Annotated in this window: 18 protein-coding genes and 3 tRNA genes; 10 read left to right on the top strand and 11 right to left on the bottom strand. The window is 67.7% G+C overall.

All coding sequences use genetic code 11. From position 1 onward, the window contains the following. The first annotated feature begins 5 nt into the window (after positions 1–5). Positions 6–1103 (top strand): serine hydrolase, encoded by a 1098-nt coding sequence (locus tag ACF8LI_RS07735; protein ID WP_016447411.1) that lies wholly within the window; start codon positions 6–8, stop codon positions 1101–1103. 88 nt (positions 1104–1191) lie between these two features. Here the strand turns inward: ACF8LI_RS07735 and ACF8LI_RS07740 are convergent, their stop codons facing one another. The 3 genes from ACF8LI_RS07740 to aat form a co-directional block, all read right to left on the bottom strand. Beyond that, positions 1192–2016: an IclR family transcriptional regulator gene (locus ACF8LI_RS07740; RefSeq protein ID WP_016447410.1), complete on the bottom strand. Its 825-nt coding sequence runs from the start codon at positions 2014–2016 to the stop codon at positions 1192–1194. Positions 2017–2143: 127 nt separating this feature from the next. Next, the gene (locus ACF8LI_RS07745) at positions 2144–2893 is read right to left on the bottom strand and encodes an arginyltransferase (protein ID WP_016451368.1); all 750 of its coding nucleotides are present in this window, start codon (positions 2891–2893) and stop codon (positions 2144–2146) included. Further along, on the bottom strand, positions 2890–3675 hold the full coding sequence (aat, locus tag ACF8LI_RS07750) for a leucyl/phenylalanyl-tRNA--protein transferase (protein WP_016451369.1): 786 nt from the start codon (positions 3673–3675) through the stop codon (positions 2890–2892). The genes ACF8LI_RS07745 and aat overlap by 4 nt, the downstream gene beginning before the upstream one ends. A 237-nt stretch (positions 3676–3912) precedes the next feature. Here aat and ACF8LI_RS07755 point away from each other — a divergent pair, with 237 nt between their 5' ends. After that, positions 3913–4239 carry a hypothetical protein gene (locus ACF8LI_RS07755; RefSeq protein ID WP_016447407.1) on the top strand — a complete coding sequence of 109 codons (327 nt, stop codon included), beginning with the start codon at positions 3913–3915 and terminating at the stop codon, positions 4237–4239. A 44-nt stretch (positions 4240–4283) separates the two neighbouring features. Here ACF8LI_RS07755 and ACF8LI_RS07760 read toward each other — a convergent pair. From ACF8LI_RS07760 to ACF8LI_RS07775, 4 genes are all read right to left on the bottom strand, one after another. Further along, a tRNA-Asn gene (locus ACF8LI_RS07760) sits at positions 4284–4359 on the bottom strand. 45 nt (positions 4360–4404) lie between these two features. Next, positions 4405–4480 (bottom strand) — tRNA-Asn (locus ACF8LI_RS07765). Positions 4481–4532: 52 nt separating this feature from the next. Then, positions 4533–4608: transfer RNA gene (locus tag ACF8LI_RS07770), tRNA-Asn, on the bottom strand. A gap of 86 nt (positions 4609–4694) precedes the next feature. Beyond that, positions 4695–5114 (bottom strand): YbaN family protein, encoded by a 420-nt coding sequence (locus tag ACF8LI_RS07775; RefSeq protein WP_016450765.1) that lies wholly within the window; start codon positions 5112–5114, stop codon positions 4695–4697. A 264-nt stretch (positions 5115–5378) separates the two neighbouring features. Between ACF8LI_RS07775 and def the strand changes: the two genes are divergently transcribed. Continuing rightward, entirely contained in the window at positions 5379–5918 is a 540-nt protein-coding gene (def, locus tag ACF8LI_RS07780) for a peptide deformylase (protein WP_016450766.1), read from the top strand. A 291-nt stretch (positions 5919–6209) separates the two neighbouring features. Next, positions 6210–7703, top strand: coding sequence for a nucleobase:cation symporter-2 family protein (locus tag ACF8LI_RS07785; protein ID WP_016450767.1), 1494 nt, complete (start codon positions 6210–6212; stop codon positions 7701–7703). Positions 7704–7784: 81 nt separating this feature from the next. Here the strand turns inward: ACF8LI_RS07785 and ACF8LI_RS07790 are convergent, their stop codons facing one another. Continuing rightward, entirely contained in the window at positions 7785–10418 is a 2634-nt protein-coding gene (locus tag ACF8LI_RS07790; protein ID WP_046986780.1) for a [protein-PII] uridylyltransferase, read from the bottom strand. 89 nt (positions 10419–10507) lie between these two features. Next, positions 10508–11323 (bottom strand): type I methionyl aminopeptidase, encoded by an 816-nt coding sequence (gene map, locus ACF8LI_RS07795; protein WP_016450769.1) that lies wholly within the window; start codon positions 11321–11323, stop codon positions 10508–10510. Between the two features lie 178 nt (positions 11324–11501). Here map and purL point away from each other — a divergent pair, with 178 nt between their 5' ends. Next, positions 11502–15533 carry a phosphoribosylformylglycinamidine synthase gene (gene purL, locus ACF8LI_RS07800; protein ID WP_392414467.1) on the top strand — a complete coding sequence of 1344 codons (4032 nt, stop codon included), beginning with the start codon at positions 11502–11504 and terminating at the stop codon, positions 15531–15533. Positions 15534–15598: 65 nt separating this feature from the next. On the opposite strand, the gene ACF8LI_RS07805 is transcribed toward purL, so the two are convergent. Together ACF8LI_RS07805 and ACF8LI_RS07810 are read right to left on the bottom strand one after the other, a co-directional pair. Next, positions 15599–16438 carry a TIGR03915 family putative DNA repair protein gene (locus ACF8LI_RS07805; RefSeq protein ID WP_392414468.1) on the bottom strand — a complete coding sequence of 280 codons (840 nt, stop codon included), beginning with the start codon at positions 16436–16438 and terminating at the stop codon, positions 15599–15601. A gap of 15 nt (positions 16439–16453) precedes the next feature. Continuing rightward, positions 16454–17773 carry a putative DNA modification/repair radical SAM protein gene (locus tag ACF8LI_RS07810; RefSeq protein ID WP_016450772.1) on the bottom strand — a complete coding sequence of 440 codons (1320 nt, stop codon included), beginning with the start codon at positions 17771–17773 and terminating at the stop codon, positions 16454–16456. 481 nt (positions 17774–18254) lie between these two features. Between ACF8LI_RS07810 and ACF8LI_RS07815 the strand changes: the two genes are divergently transcribed. The 5 genes from ACF8LI_RS07815 (at position 18255) to ACF8LI_RS07835 (ending at position 26474) form a co-directional block, all read left to right on the top strand. After that, positions 18255–19715 (top strand): SWIM zinc finger family protein, encoded by a 1461-nt coding sequence (locus ACF8LI_RS07815; RefSeq protein WP_374007331.1) that lies wholly within the window; start codon positions 18255–18257, stop codon positions 19713–19715. Next, positions 19712–21466, top strand: a complete 1755-nt coding sequence (locus tag ACF8LI_RS07820) for a DUF5691 domain-containing protein (RefSeq protein ID WP_392414469.1) — start codon at positions 19712–19714, stop codon at positions 21464–21466. Before ACF8LI_RS07815 ends, ACF8LI_RS07820 begins: the two co-directional genes overlap by 4 nt. A gap of 66 nt (positions 21467–21532) precedes the next feature. Next, a complete protein-coding gene (locus ACF8LI_RS07825) occupies positions 21533–22615 on the top strand; it encodes an AAA family ATPase (protein WP_016449186.1) in 1083 nt (360 codons plus the stop codon). A 62-nt stretch (positions 22616–22677) separates the two neighbouring features. Next, entirely contained in the window at positions 22678–25245 is a 2568-nt protein-coding gene (locus ACF8LI_RS07830) for a DUF5682 family protein (RefSeq protein ID WP_392414470.1), read from the top strand. Next, on the top strand, positions 25242–26474 hold the full coding sequence (locus ACF8LI_RS07835; RefSeq protein WP_016449188.1) for a VWA domain-containing protein: 1233 nt from the start codon (positions 25242–25244) through the stop codon (positions 26472–26474). Before ACF8LI_RS07830 ends, ACF8LI_RS07835 begins: the two co-directional genes overlap by 4 nt. The last annotated feature ends 123 nt before the right edge of the window (positions 26475–26597 follow it).

Consider the following 26597-nt stretch of genomic DNA (forward strand, 5'->3'; position numbering starts at 1 on the left):
TTCTCATGCCCACCCTACGCCGTGCCCGCCTCGGTCGATTTGCTCAGGTTCTCTCGTTGCTGGCCCTGAGTTGTGCTCTCACTGCCCCGGGCGCGCATGCCGCACCGGCCAAGAAAGTTGCCAAGAAACAGGTGGCCGTGGCCCCTGTCAAGAAGAAGGCCGTGAAGGAGCGCGCCACGGCGGCTCCCCAGGGCAAGCGCGTTGCCAAGAGCGCGCGCCAGCCCAGCCGCGTGGCCGCCCGCAGCGCTGCCAGCCCCATTCGTGCCGTTGCCTACGAGCCACGCCTGTCGTTCGGACAGATGGCCGGGCTGCATGCAGTGGCCGATCCTCTTGATCTCAAGAGCAGCGTGGCCCTGGTCATGGACCAGGACACCCACGAAGTGCTGCTCAGCAAGAACGACCATGCCGTGCTGCCCATCGCCTCGCTGACCAAGCTGATGACGGGTCTGCTGATTTCCCAGGCCCATCTGCCCATGGATGAATCCATCACCATCACGCAGGATGATGTGGATACCGAAAAGGGCAGCAGTTCGCGCCTGGCCGTGGGCACCACGCTCACCCGTGCCGAAATGCTGCACCTGGCCCTGATGTCCAGCGAAAACCGTGCTGCCCATGCGCTGGGTCGCACCTTCCCAGGTGGCCTGGATGCCTTCGTCCAGCAGATGAATGCCAAGGCGCGCCTGCTGGGCATGACCGATACCCGTTACGTGGAGCCCACCGGGCTGTCCAGCCGCAATCAGTCCAGCGCCCGTGATCTGGCTGTGCTCGTGAATGTGGCGCACAGTGATCCGCTGGTGCGTGAGTACACCACTTCGCCCGGCTATGAAGTGGCCGTGGGCCGCCGCACGCTGCAGTACAACAACACCAACCGCCTGGTGCTGAGCCCGACCTGGGATATCGGCCTGCAAAAGACCGGCTACATCTCCGAAGCGGGTCGTTGCCTGGTCATGCAGGCGCAGGTGGCTGGCCGCAAGATCATCATGGTCTTCCTGGACTCCGCCGGAAAGTTCAGCCGCCTGGGCGATGCCGAGCGCGTACGCCACTGGGTGGAATCCATGGGGCAGGTGGCCGGCGATTCCATGATCCACAAGGTCAAGGGCTGAGTTTCTTCCCCTCAACAACAAAGGCGCCCTGGGCGCCTTTGTTGTTTTTGATGACCGGTCTTGCTGCTTGCGGATGGCTGCTTGCAGATCAGTGGCTGCTGCGCGCGTAGGGATTGGGGGGCGGGGCTGCAGGGCGGACCGCATTGAAGCCCAGGGCGCCCGAGATCTCCTGCGCGGTGGCCTGGAGCTTGGACAACCAGCTTTCGTCCAGCCGGTCGGCGGGAGCGGAGATGGACAGGCCGGCCACCAGCTTGCCCTGGTCGTCATAGATGCCGGCGGCCATGCAGCGCACACCCAGCTCCAGCTCCTCGTTGTCGCGGGCGACGCCATGGTGGCGTACCTTGTCCAGTTCGTTTTCCATGTCGGCAAGCCGCGTGATGCTGAAGTGCGTCTTGCCGGGAAGGCCGGTTCGTGTGGCGTAGGCGCGCACCTGCTGCGCATCATCGGCCGCCAGAAACAGCTTGCCATTGGATGTGAGGTGCAGCGGCGCATGGCCGCCGATGGCGCGCACCACCTGCATGCCCGAGCGCTCGCTGTAGGCGCGTTCCACATAGACGATTTCATCGCCCTGGCGCACGCTGAGGCTGACCGGCTGCTGGATCTGCTTGTGCAGCTGGCGCATGGGAATCAGGGCCGCTTCGCGCACGCTCAGGCGGGCCTTGACCAGGTTGCCCAGCTCCAGGAAACGCATGCCCAGCCGGTAGCTGCCCGATTCGGGGCGGTCGACAAAGCGGCCGATGGCCAGGTCGTTGAGAATGCGGTGCGTGGTGGAGGGGTGCAGGCCGGTGCGCTCGCTGATCTCCTTGAGCGATACCGCTTCCTCACGCGAGGCCAACACGTCGATCAACGTGAACATGCGTTCCAGGACCTGGACGCTGGGCTTGGGCGAGGCCGCGTTATCGTCTTTTTTCATGAGGCGCAAGGGGATTTCGGGATTCGGTCATTCTAGCGGCGGGCATGGCTTGGCGGCATATGTGCCGCCTGCAAACAGCGGCCATGTGCATAAGAAATGTCGCTGAAAAGGGCGCGGTGGCGCCATATCAGCGTGGGAGCTGATCCACGCGCTGCCAGCGCTCGTCCACGCGCACTTCATGGGGAAGAAAGCGCGCCTTGTAATTCATCTTCTGGCTGTCGGCGATCCAGTAGCCCAGATAGACATAGGGCAGGCTCATGGAGCGTGCCTGATCGATCTGCCACAGCACGTTGAACGTGCCGTAGCTGGCCTGGTCATCGGGCTCGTAGAAGGTGTAGACGGCGGACAGCCCGTCTTCCAGCACATCGAGGATGGAGACCATCTTCAGCCTGCCGACTGCGCCGTCGGCCGCCGGTGCGCGGAACTCCACAAGCCGTGAGTTGACGCGGCTTTGCAGCAGGAACTGCGTGTACTGGTCCACGCTGTCGTGGTCCATGCCGCCGCCGCTGTGACGGCTTTGCTGGTAGCGCAGGTACAGCTGGTAATGCTCGTTCGAGTAATGCAGGCGCTGGATCGATGCCGTGAGATCGGCGTGGCGCACGGCGGCACGGCGCTGGCTGCGGTCCGGGCGGAAATCGTGGACCAGGATGCGCATGGGCACGCAGGCCCGGCAACCATCGCAATACGGCCGGTAGGTGAACATTCCGCTGCGGCGAAACCCCAGGGAGACCAGCTCCGAATAGGCGCTGTTCTGGATCAGGTGGCTGGGCGTGGCCACTTGCGAACGCGCCAGCCGGCCATCCAGGTAGCTGCAGGGATAGGCGGCTGTGGCGTAGAACTGCAGGGCCTGCAGCGGAAGATCGTTCGGGTGCGTCATGGTGTGCTGGCGGCAGCCGGTGATGTGCTGCCGGCGTCACCGGACGGCGGCAGCAACTCGTTCCAGTATACGTTTTCGAATTGCCAGTGCATGGGCGGCAGCTGGCTTTGCTCTGCCACGGTGCGCAGGAACTGGGAGCGGGGCATCTCGCGCGCGCCCAGCGAAGCCAGGTGCTGCGTGGCCTGCTGGCAATCGATTTGCGCGGCGCCTTGGTGCCGGCACAGCGCCACCAGTGCCGACAGTGCGATCTTGGATGCGTCTGTGGCATGCGCGAACATGGACTCGCCGAATACGGCGCGGCCCAGCGCCACGCAGTACAGGCCGCCCACCAGGCGCCCGTCGATCCAGGTTTCCACGCTGTGGGCTGCACCCTGGCGGTGCAGTTCGGTATAGGCGTCGAGAATTTCCTGCACGATCCAGGTGCCATCCTGATCACGGCGCACCGTTTGGGCGCAGTGCTGCATCACGGCCTCGAAAGCGCTGTCGATGCGGATCTCGCAGCCGGCGGTGGAGCGAAAGCGCTGCAATGTCTTGCGCAGGCTGCGGTGCAGCCGGAACTGCGATGTCTGCAGCACCATGCGTGGATCGGGCGACCACCATAGCGTGGGCTGGCCTTCGCTGAACCAGGGAAAAATGCCCTGGCTGTAGGCGATGCGCAGGTGCGCCGCATCCAGCGTGCCGCCTGCGGCCAGCAGGCCCGGAATCGGGTCGTTGGGGCCCCATGCCGTTTCCACAGGAGGGAAGGCCTGGTGGGGAATGAGCCATGGGAGGGGGTGGGACATGATCGGGTGCGGGCTGAAAAATAATGGATTCGTGCTTCTCTGCAGCCGCAGTCTTGCACAAACCATGGTGAAGAGGGTTGCGTGGATGCGAGAGCATCGCCTGGCCGGGGTAAGTGAACCTCCTACGCGGCCTTGTCCCGCCGGGGGACAGCGCCGCCAGGCCGGGTTGGCTATCCTGGGCTTGTCTTCTTGCGGATGCATGGCTTTCGCTGCGAAGACATCGAAGGAGGATGAGCGATGTTTTTCAGCAAAATCTTTGGCGCAAGCCTTGCCGAGCCGCGCTATATCCGTCGCACCCGGGCCTACCTGCAGGAGGCACGCATGGCGATGCTGGAGCACACCATTGCTGCCGAATACTACAAGTCCTCTGCGGACATGTATGCGGAGCGGGCTGCGCGGCTGGAAGAAGAGCTGCGTGCATGGGAAGAGGGCGTGGAGCAAGCGCGCGCTGCGCACGGTGCGCGTCGCGCACATGCCAAGCACGGCAAGCCTGTCACCGTGGAGTCGGCCGCCCCTGCCGCAGCGCCGAGCACGCCGACTGTCGGCATGGTGCGCGCAGCCTGAGCAAACAAAAAAGCCCGCATGCGCTGGCATGCGGGCTTTTCATCTGGCTCCTCAACCTGGGCTCGAACCAGGGACCTACGGATTAACAGTCCGGCGCTCTACCAACTGAGCTATTGAGGAATATGTTGGTGCTGGGCCCTGTGCGATTGCAAGGCCGCTGAAATTTGGCTCCTCAACCTGGGCTCGAACCAGGGACCTACGGATTAACAGTCCGGCGCTCTACCAACTGAGCTATTGAGGAATACGTGTCTATCGACAAAGATCCTGTGCGATTGCAGGGTCTTGAAATTCTTTGGCTCCTCAACCTGGGCTCGAACCAGGGACCTACGGATTAACAGTCCGGCGCTCTACCAACTGAGCTATTGAGGAACAAGACCTAGATTATATGACGTAAAAAACACGTCACAGAAAACTCGGGGAATTTTTTTCAGCAGGCCTGCCGCAGGCCTTCATTCTCAGGGCTCTGGCCTGAACCACAGCCACACCAGCACGCAGCCCATGGACGTCAGCGCCACGGCCTGTACCCAGGCGGGCGGGCGTGTCCACAGCAGGATGACGGCGCACAGGCTCATCATGGCGCTGGCGCTCCATTTGGCGCGCCGGCTCACGCAGCCACCCCGCGCCCAATTGCGCAGCATGGGCCCGAACAGGCGATGGCGCCACAGCCAGGTGTGCATGCGCTGCGAGCTGCGCGCCGCGGCCCATCCGGCCATGAGCACGAACACCGTGGTGGGCAATCCTGGAATGAAGATGCCGGCAATGCCCGTCGCCAGGCTCAGGCAGGCAAACAGCTGCAGCGCCCAGCGCAACGGCGCGGCCGGCATGCGGTGCAGGGGAGGGGGATCATCATCATTGAAGGCCTGCGCCTGCGCCATGCCTGCCTGCGCAGTGGCATCCGGCTGCCGGGCCTGTGCCGCGGGTGTTTGCTGCGCGCCTGTGTCACGGTCCTCTGGGGACGCGGCGGATGACTCTCTGGCGGTGCTGGGCATGCTGCGATTGTGCCAGCGCGGTGTGGCCATGGCGGCCAAGGGGGCCGAGAGGGGGGGATCGAGGGGGGCGAAGCAGGTGGGTGTGGTCAAGGTGCGCGGTGCGCCCGCTATGCTTGGCGACCCGCATTTCCTGCATCACCGTGCACTGCCATGACTGTACGCACCATATTGAAAATGGGTGATCCGCGCCTGCTGCGCGTCGCCCAGCCCGTGACCGAATTCGACACCGACGAACTGCACCTGCTGCTCAGCGACCTGCTGGACACCATGCATGCCGCCAATGGCGCGGGGCTGGCCGCGCCGCAGATTGGCGTGGACCTGCAGATGGTGGTGTTCGGCTCCGGCCTGCCCAATCCGCGCTACCCCGATGCACCGGTGGTGCCGCGCACCGTGCTCATCAACCCGGTCATCACGCCCATCGGCGAAGACGAACAGATGGACTGGGAAGGCTGCCTGTCCGTACCCGGCATGCGTGGCATGGTGCCGCGCTGGAGCCGTATCCGCTACACGGGCTTCGATGTCTTTGGCGATGCGATCGATCGCACGGTGGATGGCTTTCATGCGCGGGTGGTCCAGCATGAGTGCGACCACCTCTGGGGAAAGCTCTATCCCATGCGCATGCGCGACTTCCGCCAGTTCGGCTTCACCGATGTGCTGTTCCCCGGCATCAGCGCTGCCGAGGATGACTGAGCGGACTTGCTTGCCGCTGTAATTCCAGGATCTGCGGTCAGGTCTTTGTATACAAATCGGTAGACAATTTTTCCATGCTGGCGCCGTACAGTGGCACTTCCCGCGAAGGCGGGGATTGTGTGCGTGCGCCCGCCAAGAGCTGCCAAGCAGCCACCGGGCTTCGCGATGCAGGATGCAGGAGAGCGCGGCCTATCGGGTCGGCGGCAAAGGGTGCGCGGGGGTGTGCCTGCCGCCAGCCGGCTGCCGCGTACTTGTCCGGCGTTCTGTGAACAAGAGGACAAGGAGACAGCGATGGAAAAAAGTTCTGGCAATGCGCCGGCCCTGGGCGCAGACATCCGCCCGGAGGACGAGCAACTCGGCCTCACGGCCAACACCCTCTATGGTTTGCAGCATGTGCTGACCATGTACGGCGGCATCGTGGCCGTGCCCCTGGTCATGGCCAATGCGGCGGGCATGTCGGCGGCCGACACGGGCCTGCTGATCACGGCCTGCCTTTTCATGGGCGGGCTGGCCACGCTGCTGCAGACGCTGGGCATTCCGTTCTTCGGCTCGCGCCTGCCGCTGGTGCAGGGCGTGTCCTTCTCGGGCGTGGCCACCATGGTCAGCATCCTGCATACGGGCGGCGGCATGCAGGGGGTGCTGGGCGCCGTGCTCTTTGCCTCGGTGTTCGGCCTGATCATTGCGCCCATCTTCTCCAAGCTCACGCGCTTTTTTCCTCCGCTGGTCAATGGCTGCGTGATCACCATCATCGGCCTGTCGCTGATGCCGGTGGCCGCCCACTGGGCCATGGGTGGCAATCCCCAGGCGGCCGACTACGGAAGCATGGGCAACATCGGCCTGGCCGGGCTGTCCCTGGTCATCGTGCTGGCGCTGAGCAAGCTGGGCAACGCCATGATCTCGCGCCTGTCCATCCTGCTGGCCATCGTCATCGGCACGGCGGTGGCGGCCATGATTGGCAAGTCCGACTTTTCCGAGGTGGGCAGCGGTGCGTGGTTCGCCGTGCCCATGCCGCTGCACTTCGGCTGGCCGACCTTCAGCCTGGCGGCGACGCTTTCCATGTCCATCGTGATCCTGGTGACCTTGGTGGAGACCTCGGCCGACATCCTGGCCGTGGGCGACATCGTGGGCACCCGCGTGGATTCGCGCCGCCTGGCCGACGGCCTGCGTGCCGACATGCTGTCCAGCGTGGTGGCCCCGTTCTTCGGTTCGTTCACGCAGAGCGCCTTTGCCCAGAACGTGGGCCTGGTCGCGGTCACGGGTATCAAGAGCCGCTATGTGGTGGCCTTCAGCGGGCTGATCCTGATCGCCTTCGGACTGCTGCCCATCATGGGGCGCATCGTGGCCTGCGTGCCGCCCTCGGTGCTGGGAGGCGCGGGCCTGGTGCTCTTTGGCACGGTGGCAGCCAGCGGCATCCGCACGCTGGCCAAGGTGGACTATCACAACAACATGAACCTGATCATCGTGGCGGCGTCCATCGGCATGGGCGTGCTGCCCATGGTCAAGCCGGACTTCTATCACCACTTCCCGGACTGGTTCGCCACCATGTTCCATTCGGGCATCAGCTCCACTGCGGTGACCGTGCTGCTGCTGAACCTGGTCTTCAACCACTTCAAGCAGGGCAACCCCGAAGAGCCATCGGTGTTCGGCGCCGGATCGGAGCGCGTGCTCAGCGAGGCCGTGCTGTCTGCCCTGGCCGATGGCGACCGGGTGGTCGATGGCAAGCTCTATGACCGCGAGGGCAAGCAAGTGGCCACGGTGTCGGCGCCTGCGTCCGCCATGCACTGATGGCTGCATCCCCGCCTGCCAGCGCATGAACCCGACGAGCCCGCCCTGCACAACAGGGCGGGCTTTTTTTGCGCAATCGGCTCAGACTGCCAGGGCCTGCAAAAGCTCGGTCTCTATGAGCAGCTGGCGCTGGTTGTTCTGCAGCTCCGCACCCTCGATGAGGAAGCTGTCCTCCACTCGCTCGCCCAGCGTGCTGACCTTGGCCAACTGCACGCTCAGGTGGTGCTGGGCCAGGATGCGCGCCACGGTGTAGAGCAGGCCGGCGCGGTCCGTGGCCGAGATGGACAGCAGCCAGTGCTGGGCCTTGTCGTCGGGTCGCAGTGTGACGCGCGGCGCGAAGGGGAAGCTCTTGACGCGGCGCGACAGGCGCCGGGGCGAGGGCTCGCGCAGCGGCCCGCCTTCCATCAGGGCGGCGACCAGGTCGTTCTCGACCATGTGCATGAGTTCGCGGTACTGCTCCTGCATGGCGGGCGCCACCACCTGGAAGGTGTCCAGCGCATAGCTGTTGTGGGCCGTGTGCACGCGCGCATCCAGGATGGAAAACGCTGCGCGGTCGAAGTAGCCGCAGATGCGCGCGAACAGATCGGGCTGGTCGGGTGCGTAGACCAGCACCTGCAGTCCCTCGCCCGCCAGTGAGCGGCGCGCACGCACCACGGGGCGGGTGGTGCCCACGTGGCGCGACAGGTGGCGTGTGTGCCAGGCGATGTCGGCGGCCTCGTGGCGCATGAAGTAGTCCACGCCCAGCGTGTCCCAGAGCTTCTTGTGGGACTCGAAGGGCTGGGCCGTCAGCGCCAGCTGCACCAGCGCCTCGCGCCGGCGCGCCTCGATCTCGGCGGCCGCGTCGGGCGCGCGGCCACCCATCACGCGCAGGGTCAGGCGATAGGTGTCCTCCAGCAGCTTGCCCTTCCAGGCGCTCCACACCTTGGGGCTGGTGCCACGGATGTCGGCCACGGTCAGCAGGTACAGGGCCGTGAGGTTGCGCTCGTTGCCCACGCGCTCGGCAAAGGCCTGGATCACTTCGGGATCCGACAGATCCTGCTTTTGTGCGACCTGGCTCATGGTCAGGTGCTCGCGCACGAGGAACTCGATCAGCTCGGCGTCGGCGCGCGCAATGCCGTGGGCGCGGCAAAAGCGCTTGGCCTCCACGGCGCCGATGATGGAGTGGTCGCCGCCGCGGCCCTTGCCGATGTCGTGGAACAGCGCGGCCACGTACAGCAGCCAGGGCTTGTCCCAGCCGCTGGCCAGCTGGGAGCAGAACGGATACTCATGCGCATGCTCGGCCATGAAAAAGCGCCGCACATTGCGCAGCACCATGAGAATGTGCTGGTCCACCGTGTAGACGTGGAACAGGTCGTGCTGCATCTGGCCCACGATGCGCCGGAAGGGCCACAGGTAGCGCCCCAGCACCGAGGTCTGGTTCATCAGCCGCATGGCATGCGTGATGCCGCTGGGCTGCTGCAGGATCTTCATGAACGTGGCGCGGTTGACCGGGTCGCGCCGGAAGGCCGCATCCATCAGGTCCCGCGCGCCGTACAGCGCGCGCAGCGTGCGTGCCGACAGGTCGGTGAGGCCCACATGGGTCTCGTACATCAGGAAGGTTTCGAGGATGGCATGCGGCTCGCGCTCGTACAGATCGTCGCTGGCCACTTCGATGGTGCCGGCCTTCTCGTAGAAGCGCGAGTTCAGCCGGATCCGCGGCGTGGGGCGTGGGTTCAGGCGCTCCTCGATGTTCAGGCGCAGGATCTGGCACAGCTGGGTCACGGCCTTGGCTGCCCAGTAGTAGTGGCGCATCAGCGTCTCGCTGGCGCGCATGGCCAGCTTGCGGCCCTCGGCCGAGGTGGAGCGGTAGCCAAAGGCCTCGGCCACGGCGGTCTGCTGGTCGAAGACCAGGCGGTCCTCGTGCCGGCCCGCCACGGCGTGCAGGCGTGCGCGTATCAGGCTGAGCATGGCCTCGTTGTCTTCGAGCTGCTGGCGCTCGAAATCGGTGATCAGCCCCTTTTCCGCCAGGGCCTGCCAGCTGTGGCCCAGGCCTGCGGCGCGGGCCAGCCAGATCATGGTGTGCAGATCGCGCAGGCCGCCGGGCGATTCCTTGCAGTTGGGCTCCAGCGAGTAGGGCGTGCTCTCGTACTTGTTGTGGCGCTGGCGCATTTCCAGCAGCTTGCCGGACAGAAAGGCGCGCGCATTCATCTGTGCCTGGTAGCGCTGCTGGAACTCGCCGAACAGCGGCTCGTTTCCGCAGATGCGGCGCGACTCCAGCAAGGCGGTCTGCACGGTGAGGTCACGCCCGGACTCTTGCAGGCATTCGGCCAGCGTGCGCACGCTGGAGCCGATCTCCAGGCCCGCGTCCCAGCAGCTGCCGATGAACTTTTCTATGCGCGAGGTCAGCTCCGGGTCTGCCGTGCCGGTGGCCGGCAGCAGCACCAGCACGTCGATGTCGGAGTAGGGAAACAGCTGGGCGCGGCCATAGCCTCCCACGGCGGCCAGGCAGGCCTCGGCAGGCATGCCGGCGCGGTGCCACAGCGCGCGCAGCAGCGTGTCGGCCAGATCGCTCAGGTGCTGCAGCACCAGGCGCACGCCGCGCCGGCCCATGGTGGGCGCCAGCAGCGAGCCTATCCAGCGTCCGCGATCGAGGGCGTACTGCGCGCGCAACTGCTCCAGCGAATCCGGGGCTGCGGGCGCAGAGTTGGAAGGAGTGTGGTCAGTGATCTGTTTCATGCGCGGCCAGGGCAGGGGAGGCGCCTGGAGCGGGTGCCCCGGGCGCAGTGCCATTTTGCCTGCGCATCACGCAAGAAACATGCCGAGCCTCAGCAGCTCGTGGCGGTCACGAAGGGCGGGAGCGCGGGCGAGCCGGCCGACAGGGTCATGACTTCGTAGCCCGTCTTGGTCACCACCAGGGTGTGTTCCCACTGGGCCGAGAGGCTGTGGTCCTTGGTCACGATGGTCCAGCCGTCCTTGCCCAGTTCCTTGATCTCGCGCCTGCCCAGGTTGAGCATGGGCTCGACGGTGAAGACCATGCCCTCTTCGAGAACGGTGCCCGTGCCGGGGCGGCCATAGTGCAGGATCTGCGGCTCTTCGTGGAACTTCTGGCCGATGCCGTGGCCGCAGAACTCGCGCACCACCGACAGGCCGTGGCCTTCGGCAAAGGTCTGGATGGCGTTGCCGATGTCGCCCAGCGTGGCGCCGGGCCTGACCTGCTGGATGCCCAACCACATGGCGTCGAAGGTCAGCGCCGACAGGCGCTTGGCCGCGATGGAACACTCGCCGATCAGGAACATGCGGCTGTTGTCGCCGTACCAGCCGTCCTTGGTGATGACCGTGACATCCACATTGACGATGTCGCCCTTCTTGAGCGGCTTGTCGTTGGGGATGCCGTGGCAGACCACATGGTTGACCGAGGTGCACAGGTGCCCGGGATAGGGCGGGTAGCCAGGCGGCTGGTAGCCGATGGTGGCGGAGACCGTGCCCTGCTGCGCCATGCATTCGGCGCCCAGCCGGTCGATCTCGGCCGTGGTGATGCCGGGCTTGATGTGGGGGGTGATGTAGTCCAGCACTTCCGAAGCCAGGCGGCATGCCACGCGCATGGCTGCGATGTCTTCGGCGCTCTTGATGGTGATGCTCATGCCCGCAATTATCCCATTGCGCCTTTGGACGTGCAGGGGTAAGGGGCGGCTGTCGCCACCGGGACGGCGCAGCCCGGTAAAATGGCGGCCTCACCGATTCAGCGCCTTGCGGCCTGCCCCCAGCCGGGCGGGGCCGCAGGGCGCTTTTCACAAGCCTCCTCACCCAACAGGCCGCCACGTGACCTTGCATCTGACACAGTTCGAGGGTGGAAACGCTCTCAGCTCGTTCCGCGCCCAGCAGCTTCTGACCGACCTGGTCGCCATCCATCCCAAAATCACCGGCATTGCCGCGCGCTTCGTGCACCTGGTGGCCACGGACGCCGCACCCACGCCCGCATTGCAAGAGCGCCTCCAGGCGCTCTTGACCTATGGAGATCCCTACGAAGGCCCGCAAGGCCCGGCCGATGGCACCGCCCTGGTGGTCACCCCGCGCCTGGGCACGATCTCGCCCTGGGCCTCCAAGGCCACCGATATCGCGCGCAACTGCGGCCTTGAAGTCTTCCGCGTCGAGCGCATCACCGAGTACTGCGTGGTCCTCAAGAGCGGCCTGCTCGGTGGCAAGCCCGAGCTGTCGGCCGAGCAGACCGCGCAGATCGCGGCCCTGCTGCACGACCGCATGACCGAATCGGTCTTCGCCACGCGCGCCGAGGCCGAGCAGCTGTTCTCCGCCCTGGAAGCCGCTCCCATGGAGTTCGTCGATGTGCTGGGCGGCGGCCGCGCGGCGCTGGAGACTGCCAACCGCCAATGGGGCCTGGCACTGGCCGACGACGAGATCGACTACCTGGTCGACGCCTTCAAGGGCCTGCAGCGCAATCCCACGGATGTGGAGCTGATGATGTTCGCGCAGGCCAACAGCGAGCACTGCCGCCACAAGATCTTCAACGCCCAGTTCACCATTGACGGCGTGGCCCAGGACAAGAGCCTGTTCGGCATGATCCGCAACACGCACCAGGTCTCGCCCCAGCACACGGTGGTCGCGTACTCGGACAACGCCTCCATCATGGAAGGCCATGAGGTCGAGCGCTTCGTCGCCACCTTCGAGGCGGCCCTGGACAAGATCAAGGCGCCCAGCTACCAGAAGAAGCAGGCCGTCAACCACGTCCTCATGAAGGTGGAGACGCACAACCACCCCACGGCCATCTCTCCCTTCCCCGGCGCATCGACCGGCGCGGGCGGCGAGATCCGCGACGAGGGCGCCACGGGCCGCGGCTCCAAGCCCAAGGCCGGCCTGTCGGGCTTCACGGTCTCCAAGCTGTGGGGCAGCGAAGTGGGCAAGCCCGAGCACATCGCCAGCCCGCTGCAGATCATGATCGAGGGCCCGCTCGGTGGCGCGGCCTTCAACAACGAATTCGGCCGTCCCAACCTGACCGGCTATTTCCGCGAGTACGAGCAGCAGGTCGGCGTGGGTGCCGATGCCGTGATGCGCGGCTACCACAAGCCCATCATGATCGCGGGCGGCCTGGGCGTGATCGACTCCGAGCTGACGCGCAAGATCGAATTCCCCGCCGGCACCCTGCTGATCCAGCTGGGCGGCCCCGGCATGCGCATCGGCATGGGCGGCGGCGCTGCCAGCTCCATGGCCAGCGGCACGAACGCGGCCGAGCTGGACTTCGACTCCGTGCAGCGCGGCAACCCCGAGATCGAGCGCCGCGCCCAGGAAGTCATCAACCACTGCTGGGCCCAGGGTGACAAGAACCCCATCCTGGCCATCCACGACGTGGGTGCCGGCGGCCTGTCCAATGCCTTCCCCGAGCTGACCAACGATGCGGGCCGTGGCGCGCGCTTCGATCTGCGCGCCGTCAACCTGGAGGAATCCGGCCTGGCGCCCAAGGAAATCTGGTCCAACGAAAGCCAGGAGCGCTATGTACTGGCCATCGCGCCCGAATCGCTGGCCGAATTCACGGCCTTCTGCGAGCGCGAGCGCTGCCCGTTTGCCGTGATCGGCACGGCCACCGAGGAGCGCCAGCTGGTGCTGGAGGACACGGCCGTGGCCTCGGGCGACCAGAAGTTCCCCGTGGACATGCCCATGAACGTGCTGCTGGGCAAGCCGCCCAAGATGCACCGCGACGTGGCCACCGTGCAGCGGGAGCTGCCCCCCATGGACCTGACCGGCGTGCCCCTGGAAAAGGCCGTGATCGACGTGCTGGCCCACCCCACCGTGGCCTCCAAGCGCTTCCTGATCACCATCGGCGACCGCGCCGTGGGCGGCCTGACCCACCGCGACCAGATGGTCGGCCCCTGGCAGGTGCCCGTGGCCGACGTGGCCGTCACGCTGGCCGATTTCCAGGGCTTCAAGGGCGAGGCCATGGCCATGGGCGAGCGCACGCCGCTGGCGGCCATCAACGCGCCGGCGTCGGGCCGTATGGCCGTGGCCGAGGCCATCACCAACATGCTGGCCGCGCCCATCGAACTGTCCAGGGTCAAGATGTCGGCCAACTGGATGGCGGCCTGCGGGGAGCCCGGCGAAGACGCGGCGCTCTACGCCACCGTCAAGGCCGTGGGCATGGAGCTGTGCCCGCAGCTGGACATCTCGATTCCCGTGGGCAAGGACAGCCTGTCCATGCGCACCCAGTGGAACGAGGGCGGCCAGGTCAAGAAGGTGACCTCGCCGGTCAGCCTGATCATCACGGGCTTTGCCTCCATCGACGATGTGCGCGGCACGCTCACGCCCCAGCTGGACGCCTCGGAAGACGACAGCACCCTGGTGCTGGTGGACCTGGGCCGCGGCAAGATGCGCATGGGCGGCTCCATCCTGGGCCAGGTGCTGGGCCAGACCGGCAACGAGACGCCCGACCTCGATGACGCCAAGGACCTGATTGCCCTGGTCGATGCCGTCAACGACCTGCGCGCCAAGGGCCAGATCCTGGCCTACCACGACAAGGGCGACGGCGGCCTGCTGGCCACCGTGGCCGAGATGGCCTTTGCCGGCCATGTGGGCGTGGCTATCAACGTGGACATGCTGGTCACCGAAGGCGACGGCATCAGCGACAGCCGCATGGACTCGGGCGAAGGCAAGAACTGGGCCTCCCAGATCAGCGGCCGCCGCGACGACATGACGCTGCGCGCGCTGTTCAACGAAGAACTGGGCGCCGTGCTGCAGATCCGCACGGCCGACCGCGCCGCCGTGCTGCAGACCCTGCGCGAGCATGGCCTGTCCACCTGCAGCCACATCATCGGCAAGACGCGTCCTGCCTCCTCCAAGGTCGATGCGGGCAAGGGCGAGCTGCAGGTCTGGCGCGATGCCAAGTCCGTCTTCGGCGCCTCGCTCAGCGACCTGCACCAGGTCTGGGATGCCGTCAGCTGGAAGATTGCCCAGCAGCGCGACAACCCGGCCTGCGCCGACAGCGAGCACGCCGCAGCCGGCGAGCCTGCCGACCCCGGCATGCACCTGCACCTGACGTTCGACGCGGCCGAGAACCCGGCCGCACCCTTCTTGAACCTGGGCGCGCGGCCCCGCGTGGCTGTGCTGCGCGAGCAGGGCGTGAACTCCCATGTGGAAATGGCCTACGCCTTCACCGAGGCCGGCTTCGACGCCGTGGACGTGCACATGACCGACCTGCAAAGCGGCCGCGCGCAGCTGCAGGACTTCGCCGGCGTGGTGGCCTGCGGCGGCTTCAGCTACGGCGACACGCTGGGCGCCGGCATCGGCTGGGCGCGCTCCATCACCTTCAACGACAGCCTGTCCGCGCAGTTCCAGCAGTTCTTCGGCCGCAGCGACACCTTCGGCCTGGGCGTGTGCAATGGCTGCCAGATGTTTGCCGAACTGGCCGATATCATTCCCGGCGCCCAGGACTGGCCGCGTTTCACGCAGAACCAGAGCAACCGCTTCGAGGCGCGCCTGTCCATGGTGGAAGTGCTGGAGTCGCCCAGCCTGTTCCTGCAGGGCATGGCCGGCAGCCGCCTGCCCATCGCCGTGGCCCACGGCGAAGGCTTTGCCAACTTCCGCTTCCGCGGCAATGCGGACAAGGCCATCGCCTCCATGCGCTACGTGGACAACCACGGCAAGGCCACTGAGCAGTACCCGTTCAATCCCAACGGATCGGCCGGCGGCCTGACGGCAGTGACCACGGCCGATGGCCGCTTCACGGCCATGATGCCCCACCCCGAGCGCGTGTTCCGCAACGTGCAGATGAGCTGGACCAACGGCGACAAGTCGGAATTCAGCCCCTGGATGCGCGTGTGGCGCAACGCCCGCAAGTGGCTGGGCTGATGCACTGAGCGACGCTGCAAAGCAGACAAAGGCCCTTCGGGGCCTTTGTTTTTTTGCGCCTGTCCTTACTGCTCCAGCATCTGTCCCGTGCGCGCGCGGGCCTGCTGGACCAGGGTGGAGATCAGCACCGTCTCGGGCAGGTTGTGCCAGTAGCGGCGCGGCATCTCGCGCAGCATGGCCTGCTCCTTCAGGCGCGCGGGGTTGAAGGTGCTGGCGTAGTAGGTCAGCCACAGGGCCTCGCCCGCGTCGGCTGGCGGGGCATCGCTGCGGCGCGCGCCGGGCGCCAGGCGCAGCGCATGGCCGTCCCAGTGCACGCTGCACTGCGGCGTGAGGATGGCCCAGTGCATGTTGGCAAAGCGCTTGCAGAAGAAGGGTGCCGCCGCGCGCACGATGTGGTGCTCGGGCTCGAACCAGGCGATGTGCAGCTCGGGCAGGTTCTGCCGCTGGGTCGTCCGAAAGCGCACGAAGGCGTGCATCTTGTGGATCTCGCGCGAGACGGGGCGGGCCAGGGCCTCGATGGCGCGCCAGTCCGCATCCAGCGCATCCAGCCGCAGTTCGGGCCGGGCCTGCATGCGCGCCAGCCAGCGGTGGCACAGCTCGAAGCGGCCTGCCGCGCGGTGCATGCAGGCATGGCGCAGGGCGGACATCTGGGTGTCCGACAGGGACAGCCCTGCCTCGCCGGGGCCGGCCAGCCCGGCAAGCGCCGAGGCGGGCACGGCCTGCTGCGGCGCGCTGGAAAACAGGTCCACCCCCGCGCCGAGTGGCTGCGCACCCCGCGTGTCGGGCCACCGCCAGCGCACCGCAGCGGGGTCGGCGCCGTGGGCCAGCAGCGCCCGGCAGGCTGCGCGAAAGCCGGGCCAGTCGTCGGGGCTGTCGAGTTCGATGGTGAGGGCCTGTCCGTGCATGGCGTGCTCCAGGTTCTAGAACAGGCTGGCCTGCAGTGCGCTTTGCACGCGCATGCCGCTGTGCCGCGCCTGGGCCTGGCTGGCCTGCGACTGCGCGATCAGCCGCGTGCGCAGCGCGGCCGAGTCGGTCTCGCCCAGCAGGGGGCGGTGGCCGTCGATCAGCACGAAGGGCAGGGCCTTTTGCACGGGGGCGCGCAGCCGCAGCAGGTCGTCCAGCCGCAGCCGGCGCACGCGGCGCGCCGCCAGGAGGCGCTCCACCGTCTGCGTGCCCAGGCCCGGCACGCGCAGCAGCAGGCTGCGAGGCGCACGGTTGAGGTCCACAGGGAACTGCTGGCGGTTGGCCAGTGCCCAGGCCAGCTTGGGGTCGATCTCCAGGTCCAGCATGCCGTGGCGGCTGGCCGCCGCGATCTCGCCCGCCCCGTAGCCGTAAAAGCGCATCAGCCAGTCGGCCTGGTAGAGCCGGTGCTCGCGCATGAGGGGCGGCGCCTGCGGCGGCAGGTCGCGCGAGGCATCGGGAATGGGGCTGAAGGCCGAGTAGTACACGCGGCGCAGGCCGTAGCCCGCATACAGCGTATGGCTGGATTCGAGGATGTCGGCATCGGTTGCGCGGTCGGCGCCCACGATCATCTGCGTGCTCTGCCCGCCCGGCGCGAAGCGCGGCACGGCGGCGCGCTGCGCGGGCGCGCCGGGCAGGGACTGCGCCTGGCGCTGCTCGCGCGTGGCCGCGCGCCAGGCCTGCACATGCCGGTCCACGCCCTGCATGGCCTGGCGTATGCGCCGGCCGTCCTTTTCGGGCGCGAACTGCGCCAGGCCGCTGGCCGTGGGCAGTTCCACATTGATGCTCAGGCGGTCGGCATGGCGGCCTGCCTGGGCCAGCAATTCAGGGGCGGCATCCGGGATGGTCTTGAGGTGGATGTAGCCGCGAAAGTCATGCTCCTCGCGCAGGCGGCGGGCCACTTCCACCAGCTGCTCCATGGTGTAGTCGCTGGAGCGGATGATGCCGCTGGACAGGAACAGTCCCTCGATGCAGTTGCGCCGGTAGAAGTCCAGCGTCAGCTGCACCACCTCGGCCACCGTGAAGCGGGCGCGCTGCACGTTGGAGCTCTTGCGGTTGATGCAGTAGCGGCAGTCGAAGATGCAGACATTGGTCAGCAGGATCTTGAGCAGCGAGATGCAGCGCCCGTCGGGCGCATAGCTGTGGCAGATGCCCATGCCGGTGACCGAGCCCATGCCCTTGCCGTCCAGCGAGTCGCGCCCCTGCGATCCGCTGGAGGCGCAGCTGGCGTCGTACTTGGCGGCGTCGGCGAGGATGAAAAGTTTGCGTTGCAGCTCCATGGCTGTATGAATATACAGTATATTTGCCTGGCACATCCGGTTTTTCGAGAGCCCATCCCCCAGCCAGGGTCTGGTCCGGCCTTGCCTGGCTCCGGTTTGAACGCACTGTCGGGCTATCGCAATGGCCAGCGGATTGCAATGGTTGCCAGTGCAATGGAATGAAACCGTTTTCAGTGCGGAATGAGTGCTTGCTTTCAATGGGTGGCGATGTGCATCGCAGGAAATGGTGAATGCGTGTTTCCTGCGTCTTTTTGCAATGCCTGAAGGCTGGTACGGCTTGGTGCCATCAATGCATGCGCTGATATAGCGCAGCTGGCTGCGCGCCATGGGGTTCCCGGTTCATGGGAGAGAGGTTTGACGTTGTTGTGATTTGTTTCAAATTGCCGATAACTATTGCTGATAGGCTTTCGGGCTTGCCGGGCGCGGTCGTTTCTTCATTCAATGCGCCTGGCGATGACAAACACTTGGAGAGGGAGCTTCGGTGTCGCGTGTATTAGGAACAGAGAGCGAAGTGCTGGCGCTATCGCCGGACGCTTCCTCCAGCAAGGCCGCCAAGGGGCTGCAATCGCCCGCCAAATGGCCCACCATGGGCGCCAACGATGTGGCGGTGTGGGGCGAGTGCCAGGGCAGCGGCAGCAAGCCCTACCAGACCCAGGTGGACCTGTCGGGACCCTCCTTCAAATGCTCTTGCCCCAGCCGCAAGTTCCCCTGCAAGCATGGGCTGGCGCTGATGCTGATGCGTGCGGGCGGCCAGGTCACCGAGGGCGGCGATCCACCGGCCTGGGTGCAGACCTGGCTGGACAGCCGCCAGGAAAAGGCCGAGAAGAAGGAGGCCAAGGCAGCTGCCGCGGCGGCCGAGCCGCCACCCGATCCCGAGGTCGCGGCCAGGCAGCAGGCCAGGCGCGAAGACAAGCGCTGGGACAAGGTCGAGGCGGGCCTGCAGGAACTGTCGCTGTGGATGCAGGACATGGTGCGCGCGGGCCTGGCCAACCAGGCCGGCGACTCCCAGATGCGCCAGCGCTGGAACACCATGGCCGCGCGCATGGTCGATGCGCAGGCCACGGGCATGGCGGCACGCATCAAGGACTGCCGGGATCTGGTGGACAGCCACCGCGACTGGCCACGCGACATGCTGGTGCAGCTGGGCCACTGGCAGCTGATCATCGACGCCGTGCGCCGCCGTGAATCGCTCAGCCCCGAGGTCAAGGCCGACGTGATGGCCGCGCTGGGCTGGCCCATGGACAAGGCCGAAGTGCAGGCCCGCGGCCAACTGGTCGAGGACGAATGGCTGGTGGCCGGCCTGCGCATGATCGAGCGCGAAGGCCGGCTCATGGAGCGTCGCGTCTGGCTGCACGGGCAGCGCACGGGCCGCATGGCCCTGGTGCTGGACTATGCGCAGGGCGGGCGCGGCTTCGAATCGGCCTGGGTGCCTGGCCATCGCTACGGATGCGCGCTGAATTTCTACCCGGGCCATGCGCCGCTGCGCGCCATTGCCGCCAACGGCAACGGGCCTGCGCTGCCTGCCGATGGCGCCAGCCCGCTGGACACCTCGGCCGTGGGCGACGTCCTGCAGCAGATGGGCCGGCGCATTGCCGCCAACCCGCTGCAGGCCACGCAGCCGCTGTGCCAGGACGGGTTGCGCCTGGTGCCTGCCCAGGGCCAATGGTTTGCGGCCTGGCCCGATGCGCCGGGCGCATCGGCGGCTGCGCCCGGCGTGTCTGCTGACGGCACTGCCGCGCCTGTGCAACCCGTTCCCGTGGCCATTGACGATGCCGAAGCCTGGCGCCTGCTGGCGCTCAGCGGCGGCGCGCCCATGCAGCTGTTTGGCGAATGGGAGCCCGGCCCGGCCGTGGGCCGCTGGCGCCTGCTGAGCGCCTGGCAGGCCCGCGAGGGCGAAAGCGCCCGGCAATGTATCTGGCAGAACCAGGGTGAACCGGTATGAGCAACACACAACTTTGGACTGCGCTGCAGCAATCGGCCATGGTCGGCTCGGACCGGCTGGCCGTGCCGCCTGCGCTGGCTTCGGGCGTTGATCCGTCTGCCCCGTGGTCGCAGCAGGCCGTGCAGGCCGCGCTGCTGCCCCGGGCGGACCTGCCCGGCGACTCGCCCGCCCAGCAACTGCTGCGCGCCAGCGCCGTGGCGGCCGTGTTCGAGCGCGCAGGCTGGCAGCCCGGCGCGCAGGTGCGCCTGCCGGCACCGCTGGCCGTGCCGGCCGCGGCGCCTGCAGAATCGCGCCCCGCGCCTGCCGATGCTCGCCTGCAGAGCCTGATGGGCGACGTGCTCAAGGACGGACCGTTCGAGCTGCAGGCCTCCATGCTGCGCACCCTGGACCAGGCGGGCCAGCGCCTGCCCCATGACCTGCTGGTGCCTGCGCTGGAGCAGGGCCGCCAGTCCGTGGAGCTGCGCCAGTGGCTGGCCCCGGTGCTGGGCGAGCGCGGGCGCTGGCTGGGCGCGCTCAATCCGCAATGGAGCTATGCCAGCGGCGTGGAGGAAACCGCCGACCCCGAACTGGTCTGGCAGGAGGGCTCGGTCGAGCAGCGCGTGGCCCTGCTGCGCAGCGAGCGCGCGGCCGATGCCGCCCAGGCCCGTGCGCGGCTGGAAGGCAGCCTGAAGGAGCTGGGCGCCAAGGAGCGCCTGCCCATGGTCCAGGCACTGACCGTGGGGCTGGGCATGGACGACGAGCCGCTGCTCGAAAAACTGCTGTCCGACCGCAGCAAGGAAATCCGCGAGAACGCCGCGCAAATGCTCTCGTGCCTGCCGGACAGCGCGCACAGCCAGCGCGTCATGGGCTGGATGCAGTCCATGCTGCAGCAGGACGACAAGGGCCAGTGGATCGTGGAGCCTCCCGAGGAAGGCCTCAAGGAATGGGAGCGCGACGGCATCACGCTCAAGCCCGATGCCTACTTCCGTGGCGGCAAGAAGGCCTGGCTGCTGGAGCAGATGGTGCAGCTCACCCCGGTGTCCTTCTGGACCCGGGCCCTGGGCCTGACGCCCCTGGAAGTGATGGAGTGGAGCCGGCGCAGCGACTGGAAATCCTCGCTGCGCCAGGGCTGGGTGCGGGCCCTGCAGTACCAGCTGGACGTGGAATGGATCGATGCCGCCCAGGCCCTGGGCCGCGACATGCGCCACGATGCGCTGCTGCCCGCCCTCATGGCCCGGCTGTCCCCCGAAGAACGCGAGTCCCGCTGGATTGCCCAGTTCGAGCGCGACAGGCACAAGCTCATCGACGCCATCGAGGGCATGTCCCAGTCGCTGGGCGGTGCCGAACTGCTCTCGCCGGCGCTGTCGGCGCGGCTGACCGAGGCACTGCATGTGGCCGTGGGCGGCAAGCAGATCACGGGCAACTGGCACAGCTACCGCGCCGACCAGGCACTGCTGTCCTGCGCGCGAATGCTGGACGTGACTGCGCTGGAGCGCTTTGCCGAGCTGTGGCGCAAGCCCTCGGTGCTGGATGCACAGGTCGAGCCCGAGCCGGAGCCCCCGGCCGAGCCTGTTGCAGAGACCGCAGCCGCTTCGGCATCTGCAGCAACAGCCGCCCCGGCCATTCCCCTCACGCCCCAGCAGCAGGCGCGCCTCGAACGCAGCCGCGCGCGGCCCTGGGACGAGGAGCGCATGCGCGGCCACCTGGAGCGCATCGTCGAGCTGCGCCTGGGCCTGCACCAGGCCTTCATCGCACTGCGCGGCCAGGCCTGAGGCCGGGCCCGCTTTGCCACCCACCCCCTACCGAATCCCATTCCCATCCCTTTCCGGAAGCACACCATGAGCCAAGTCCTGCGCCAGCATGCCGAACAGCAATTCGCCGAAGAACTCGAAGCCCTGCGCAAGGTGGACGACCGTCCGCGTCCGCCCAACTGGAAGCTGTCGCCCTGGGCCGTGCTCCAGTACCTCATGGGCGGCAAGCTCGGCAACGGCTTCGAGGTCAGCCCCAAGTACATCGGCAATCCGCGCCTGATGGAAATCGCCGTCTCCACCCTGGCCACCGACCGCGCCCTGCTGCTGTACGGCGTGCCGGGCACGGCCAAGTCCTGGGTGTCCGAGCACCTGTCGGCCGCCGTCAGCGGCGACTCCACCATGCTGGTGCAGGGCACGGCCGGCACCAGCGAGGAGCAGCTGCGCTACGGCTGGAACTACGCGCAGCTGCTGGCCCATGGCCCGTCCGAGAAGGCGCTGATTCCCAGCCCCCTGGTCAACGCCATGAAGCTGGGCAAGATCGCCCGCATCGAAGAGCTGACCCGCATCCCGGCCGACGTGCAGGACACGCTGATCACCGTGCTGTCCGAAAAGACCCTGCCCGTGCCCGAGCTGGGCACCGAGGTGCAGGCCGTGCAGGGCTTCTCGGTCATCGCCACGGCCAACAACCGCGACAAGGGCGTGAACGAGCTGTCCAGCGCGCTCAAGCGCCGCTTCAACACCGTGGTCCTGCCCGTGCCGGCATCGCAGGACGAGGAAGTGCAGATCGTCACCAAGCGCGTGGCCGAGCAGGGCCGCGCCCTGGCCCTGCCCGCCGAGCCGCCGGCCCTGCAGGAAGTGCGCCGGGTGGTGCAGATCTTCCGCGAGCTGCGCAACGGCCAGACCGAGGACGGCAAGACCGTGCGCGTGAAGTCGCCCAGCAGCACGCTGTCCACGGCCGAGGCCATCTCGGTCATCAACAGCGGCATGGCGCTGGCCGGGCATTTCGGCGACGGCGTGCTGCGCGCGGGCGATGTGGCCTCGGGCCTGCTGGGCGCCGTGATCAAGGACCCGGTGCAGGACAGCGTGGTCTGGAAGGAATACCTGGAGACCGTGGTCAAGGAGCGCAGCGACTGGAAGGACCTGTACCGCGCCTGCCGCGAGCAGCTCTGAAGCCCGCACTCCCGCACCGCTGACCGACCGCATCTTCTGCGCATCTCCTGCGCACTTCCCGTATGGCCACCTCTGCCAATCCGCTTCATTTCTTCGGCATCCGCCACCATGGCCCGGGCTGCGCGCGCAGCCTGCTGCAGGCCCTGGAGCAGCTGCAGCCCGACTGCCTGCTGGTCGAAGGCCCGCCCGAGGGCGAGTCCCTGCTGCCCATGCTCCAGCATGCCGACCTGCAGCCGCCCGTGGCCATGCTGGTCTATGTGCAGGACAGCCCGGCCCATGCCGCCTTCTATCCCTACGCCGAGTTCTCGCCCGAATGGCAGGCCCTGCAATGGGCGGCGCGCCAGGGCGTGGCCACGCGCTTCATCGACCTGCCCCAGACCCACCGCATGGCGCTGGACATGGCCGAGCAGGAGCGGCGCCGGGCCGAGGCGGCGGCAGCAGATGCAGGTGATGCGGGCGAGGATGCGGGCGATGAAGGCCAGGATGCAGACACCGGCTCCGATTCCGGCGCCGCTGCGGCAGACGGCGGCCAGCTCCAGAGCAATGCCGCCGAGGCCCTGGACCGCGACGACACCACGCAGTCCGTGCCGGCTGCCGCCCTCGCCGTCGATCCCTCGGACCCCGGCAGGCGGGACTGGCGCGATCCGCTGGACCTGCTGGCCGAGGCCGCAGGCTACCCCGACGGCGAAAGCTGGTGGAACCGCATGGTCGAGGAGCGCGGCGACGGCGCCACCCTGTTCGAGGGCATTGCCGAAGCCATGGCCGTGGTGCGCGCCGAGCTGCCCAACGAAGTGCGCGGAGAACGCCACGCCCGGCGCGAGGCGCTGCGCGAAGCCTGGATGCGCCAGTGCATGCGCGAGGCCGTCAAGGCCGGCCACCAGCGCATTGCCGTGGTCTGCGGCGCATGGCATGTGCCGGCCCTGCAGGCCCAGGTCACCGCCAAGGCCGATGCCGCCACGCTCAAGGGCCTGCCCAAGGCCAAGGTCCAGGCCACCTGGGCGCCCTGGACCTACCGCAACCTGTGCTCGTCCAGCGGCTATGGAGCGGGCGTGGATTCGCCGGGCTGGTATGAACACCTGTGGCGCTGCTCCGAGCCTGCGCCCGAGTCCTTGCTCCAGTCCGCACCTGCTGCCGACCCGGCACGCGCCAGCACCCGGCGCACCGTCGGCTGGCTGGCGCGCGTGGCCCATCTGCTGCGTTCCAAGGACCTGGACTGCTCCAGCGCCCACATCATCGAGGCCACGCGCCTGGCCGAAAGCCTGGCCGCCCTGCGCGGCCACGCCAGCCCGGGCCTGCCCGAGCTGGACGAGGCCATCGTCACCGTCATCAGCATGGGCGAGCGCGCTCCGCTGCGCCTGATCGAGCGCGAACTCAGCGTGGGCGACCGCATCGGCGGCGTGCCCGCCGACGTGCCCCAGGTGCCGCTGCAGCGCGACATCGAGCAGCAGCAAAAAAGCCTGCGCCTCAAGCCCGAGGCGGCCGCCAAGGTCCTGGCCCTGGACCTGCGCAAGGACACGGACCGCGACCGCAGCCACTTCCTGCACCGGCTGCGCCTGCTGGGCATAGAGTGGGGCAGCGTCACCACCGACCAGCAGCGCAACCGGGGCACCTTCCGCGAAAGCTGGCAACTGCAGTGGGAGCCCGAGCTGGCCGTGCGCGTCATCGAGGCCAGCCGCTACGGCGGCACCCTGGTGCAGGCTGCAGCCGCCAAGGTGCGCCAGGCGCTGACGCCCGAGACACCGCTGCCCGAGCTGGCCAAGACCATCGACGACGCCCTGCTGGCCGACCTGCCGCACCTGGTCGATGCCCTCATGCACGACCTGGCAGACCGCTCTGCCAGCACCGGCGACGTTTCCCAGCTCATGCAGGCGCTGCCGCCGCTGGCCAATGTGCTGCGCTACGGCAGCGTGCGCCAGACCGACACCCAGGCGCTGGCCACGGTGATCGACAGCATGGCGCTGCGTGCCGCCATCGGCCTGCCCCTGGCCTGCATGGCGCTGGATGAAGACGCCGCAAGGCACATGCAGGCCACGGTGCTGCAGGCCCATGAAGCCCTGCGTCTGCGCGATGCCGAGGAGCCGCGCGAGGTCTGGTTCGGCGCCCTGCGCAGCATTGCCCTGGGCGACGCCGGCGCGGCCCTGCTGCGCGGCACGTCCTGCCGCCTGCTGCTGGATGCCCACCGCCTGGACAGCGAGGCCGTGGCCACGCAACTGGGCCGCAATCTCTCGCTGGGCGTGCCGCCGCTGGACGCTGCTGCCTGGCTGGACGGCTTTCTCAACCGCCAGGCCCTGGTGCTGCTGCACGACGACGCCATCTGGGGCGCCGTCGATGCCTGGCTGGCCCAGCTGGGCGAGACCCAGTTCACCCAGATCCTGCCCCTGGTGCGCCGCAGCTTCTCGGCCTTCTCCAACCATGACCGCCAGAGCCTGGGCGAAAAGGCCCGGCGAGGGCAGGGCAGTGCGGCCGTCGTGGCGGCTGCATCCGCAGGTGCCGCAGGCGCGGCAGGCGGCGGTGACGACGGCGCCTGGAACGAGGCGCGCGCCGTGCTTGCCCTCCCCGTACTCGATCAACTGCTGGGCCTGAACCTGCCCGCGCAACTGCTGTCCAGCCCGCAGGAGGCCCAGCCATGAACACCGCTGCCACCGTGAACGATGCATCCCTTGCCGACGCCGATCCGCAGGACCCCGCTGTCCAGCCCACCAACCGGCTGCAGCGCTGGCGCCTGGTGCTGGGCCAGCCGGCCGAGGGCAGCTGCGGCGGGCTGGGCGCCAAGGGCGGCTCCCTCGAAGAGATGGACAAGGCCCTGGCCGCGCTCTACGAAGAAGACAACAAGGACGGCAGCCTCTCGCGCCGGGGCGGCCGGGGCAACTCCTCGCCCAGCGTGGCCCGCTGGCTGGGCGACATCCGCAAGTACTTTCCCAGCCAGGTCGTGCAGGTCATGCAGCGCGACGCCATGGAGCGCCTGAACCTGCGCGAACTCATGCTCCAGCCCGAAATGCTGGAGCATGTGCAGCCCGACGTGCACATGGTGGCCGACCTCATCTCCCTGGGCTCCGTCATCCCGCAGAACACCAAGGAGACCGCGCGCATCGTCGTGCGCAAGGTGGTGGACGACCTCATGCGCCGCCTGGAAGAGCCCATGCGCAGCGCCGTCTCGGGCGCGCTGGACCGCAGCCAGCGCAACCGCCGCCCGCGCCATTCCGAGATCGACTGGAACCGCACCATCCGCGCCAACCTGCGCCACTGGCAGCCCGACTACCGCACCATCGTGCCCGAGACCCTGGTCGGCTACGGCCGCAAGGTCCGCCGCCCGCAGCGCGAAGTCATCCTGTGCATAGACCAGAGCGGCTCCATGGCCAACTCCGTCGTCTACTCCAGCATCTTCGGTGCCGTCATGGCCAGCCTGCCGGCCGTCGCTACCCGTCTGGTGGTCTTCGACACGGCGGTGGTGGACCTGACCGACAAGCTCTCCGACCCCGTGGACGTGCTGTTCGGCGTGCAACTGGGCGGCGGCACCGACATCAACCGCGCCGTGGGCTACTGCCAGGGCCTGATCAGCGAGCCGCGCAATGCCATCGTCGTGCTCATCTCCGACCTCTACGAAGGCGGCGTGGAAAGCGGCCTGCTGCGACGTGCCTCCGAGCTGGTGGAGTCGGGCGTGCAGTTCATCACGCTGCTGGCGCTCAGCGACGAAGGCGCGCCTGCCTACGATGCACAATTGGCCGCCAAGCTGGCCGCGCTGGGCGTGCCCTCGTTTGCCTGCACGCCGGACGCCTTCCCGCAGCTCATGGCCGCCGCCATCCGCCGCGACGACGTGGCGGCCTGGGCGGCAGGGCAGGGCTTCAAGACAAGCAAGTAGCGGATGGCCGCTCAGGCCGGTGGCCCGGCCGGCCGCCGGGCCTCTCCTACACGGGCAGGACATGCCCGTGCCCCATGATGGCGCCCAGGCCGCAAGGCCCCCCAACAATTCACTGGAGAAACG

It is taken from the genome of Delftia sp. WSY_12 (assembly GCF_043104645.1).
In the GTDB taxonomy this organism is placed as follows: Bacteria; Pseudomonadota; Gammaproteobacteria; order Burkholderiales; family Burkholderiaceae_C; genus Comamonas; species Comamonas tsuruhatensis.

Excerpts from the sequence above, each read along its gene's own strand:
- ACF8LI_RS07740 (WP_016447410.1), bottom strand. The coding sequence starts at position 2,016 with ATGAAAAAAGACGATAACGCGGCCTCGCCCAAGCCCAGCGTCCAGGTC.
- ACF8LI_RS07820 (WP_392414469.1), top strand. The coding sequence starts at position 19,712 with ATGAGCAACACACAACTTTGGACTGCGCTGCAGCAATCGGCCATGGTC.
- ACF8LI_RS07735 (WP_016447411.1), top strand. The coding sequence starts at position 6 with ATGCCCACCCTACGCCGTGCCCGCCTCGGTCGATTTGCTCAGGTTCTC.
- def (WP_016450766.1), top strand. The coding sequence starts at position 5,379 with ATGACTGTACGCACCATATTGAAAATGGGTGATCCGCGCCTGCTGCGC.
- ACF8LI_RS07790 (WP_046986780.1), bottom strand. The coding sequence starts at position 10,418 with ATGAAACAGATCACTGACCACACTCCTTCCAACTCTGCGCCCGCAGCC.
- ACF8LI_RS07775 (WP_016450765.1), bottom strand. The coding sequence starts at position 5,114 with ATGGCGCAGGCGCAGGCCTTCAATGATGATGATCCCCCTCCCCTGCAC.
- ACF8LI_RS07825 (WP_016449186.1), top strand. The coding sequence starts at position 21,533 with ATGAGCCAAGTCCTGCGCCAGCATGCCGAACAGCAATTCGCCGAAGAA.
- ACF8LI_RS07805 (WP_392414468.1), bottom strand. The coding sequence starts at position 16,438 with ATGCACGGACAGGCCCTCACCATCGAACTCGACAGCCCCGACGACTGG.
- ACF8LI_RS07745 (WP_016451368.1), bottom strand. The coding sequence starts at position 2,893 with ATGACGCACCCGAACGATCTTCCGCTGCAGGCCCTGCAGTTCTACGCC.
- map (WP_016450769.1), bottom strand. The coding sequence starts at position 11,323 with ATGAGCATCACCATCAAGAGCGCCGAAGACATCGCAGCCATGCGCGTG.
- ACF8LI_RS07755 (WP_016447407.1), top strand. The coding sequence starts at position 3,913 with ATGTTTTTCAGCAAAATCTTTGGCGCAAGCCTTGCCGAGCCGCGCTAT.
- ACF8LI_RS07810 (WP_016450772.1), bottom strand. The coding sequence starts at position 17,773 with ATGGAGCTGCAACGCAAACTTTTCATCCTCGCCGACGCCGCCAAGTAC.
- aat (WP_016451369.1), bottom strand. The coding sequence starts at position 3,675 with ATGTCCCACCCCCTCCCATGGCTCATTCCCCACCAGGCCTTCCCTCCT.
- ACF8LI_RS07835 (WP_016449188.1), top strand. The coding sequence starts at position 25,242 with ATGAACACCGCTGCCACCGTGAACGATGCATCCCTTGCCGACGCCGAT.
- ACF8LI_RS07830 (WP_392414470.1), top strand. The coding sequence starts at position 22,678 with ATGGCCACCTCTGCCAATCCGCTTCATTTCTTCGGCATCCGCCACCAT.
- ACF8LI_RS07785 (WP_016450767.1), top strand. The coding sequence starts at position 6,210 with ATGGAAAAAAGTTCTGGCAATGCGCCGGCCCTGGGCGCAGACATCCGC.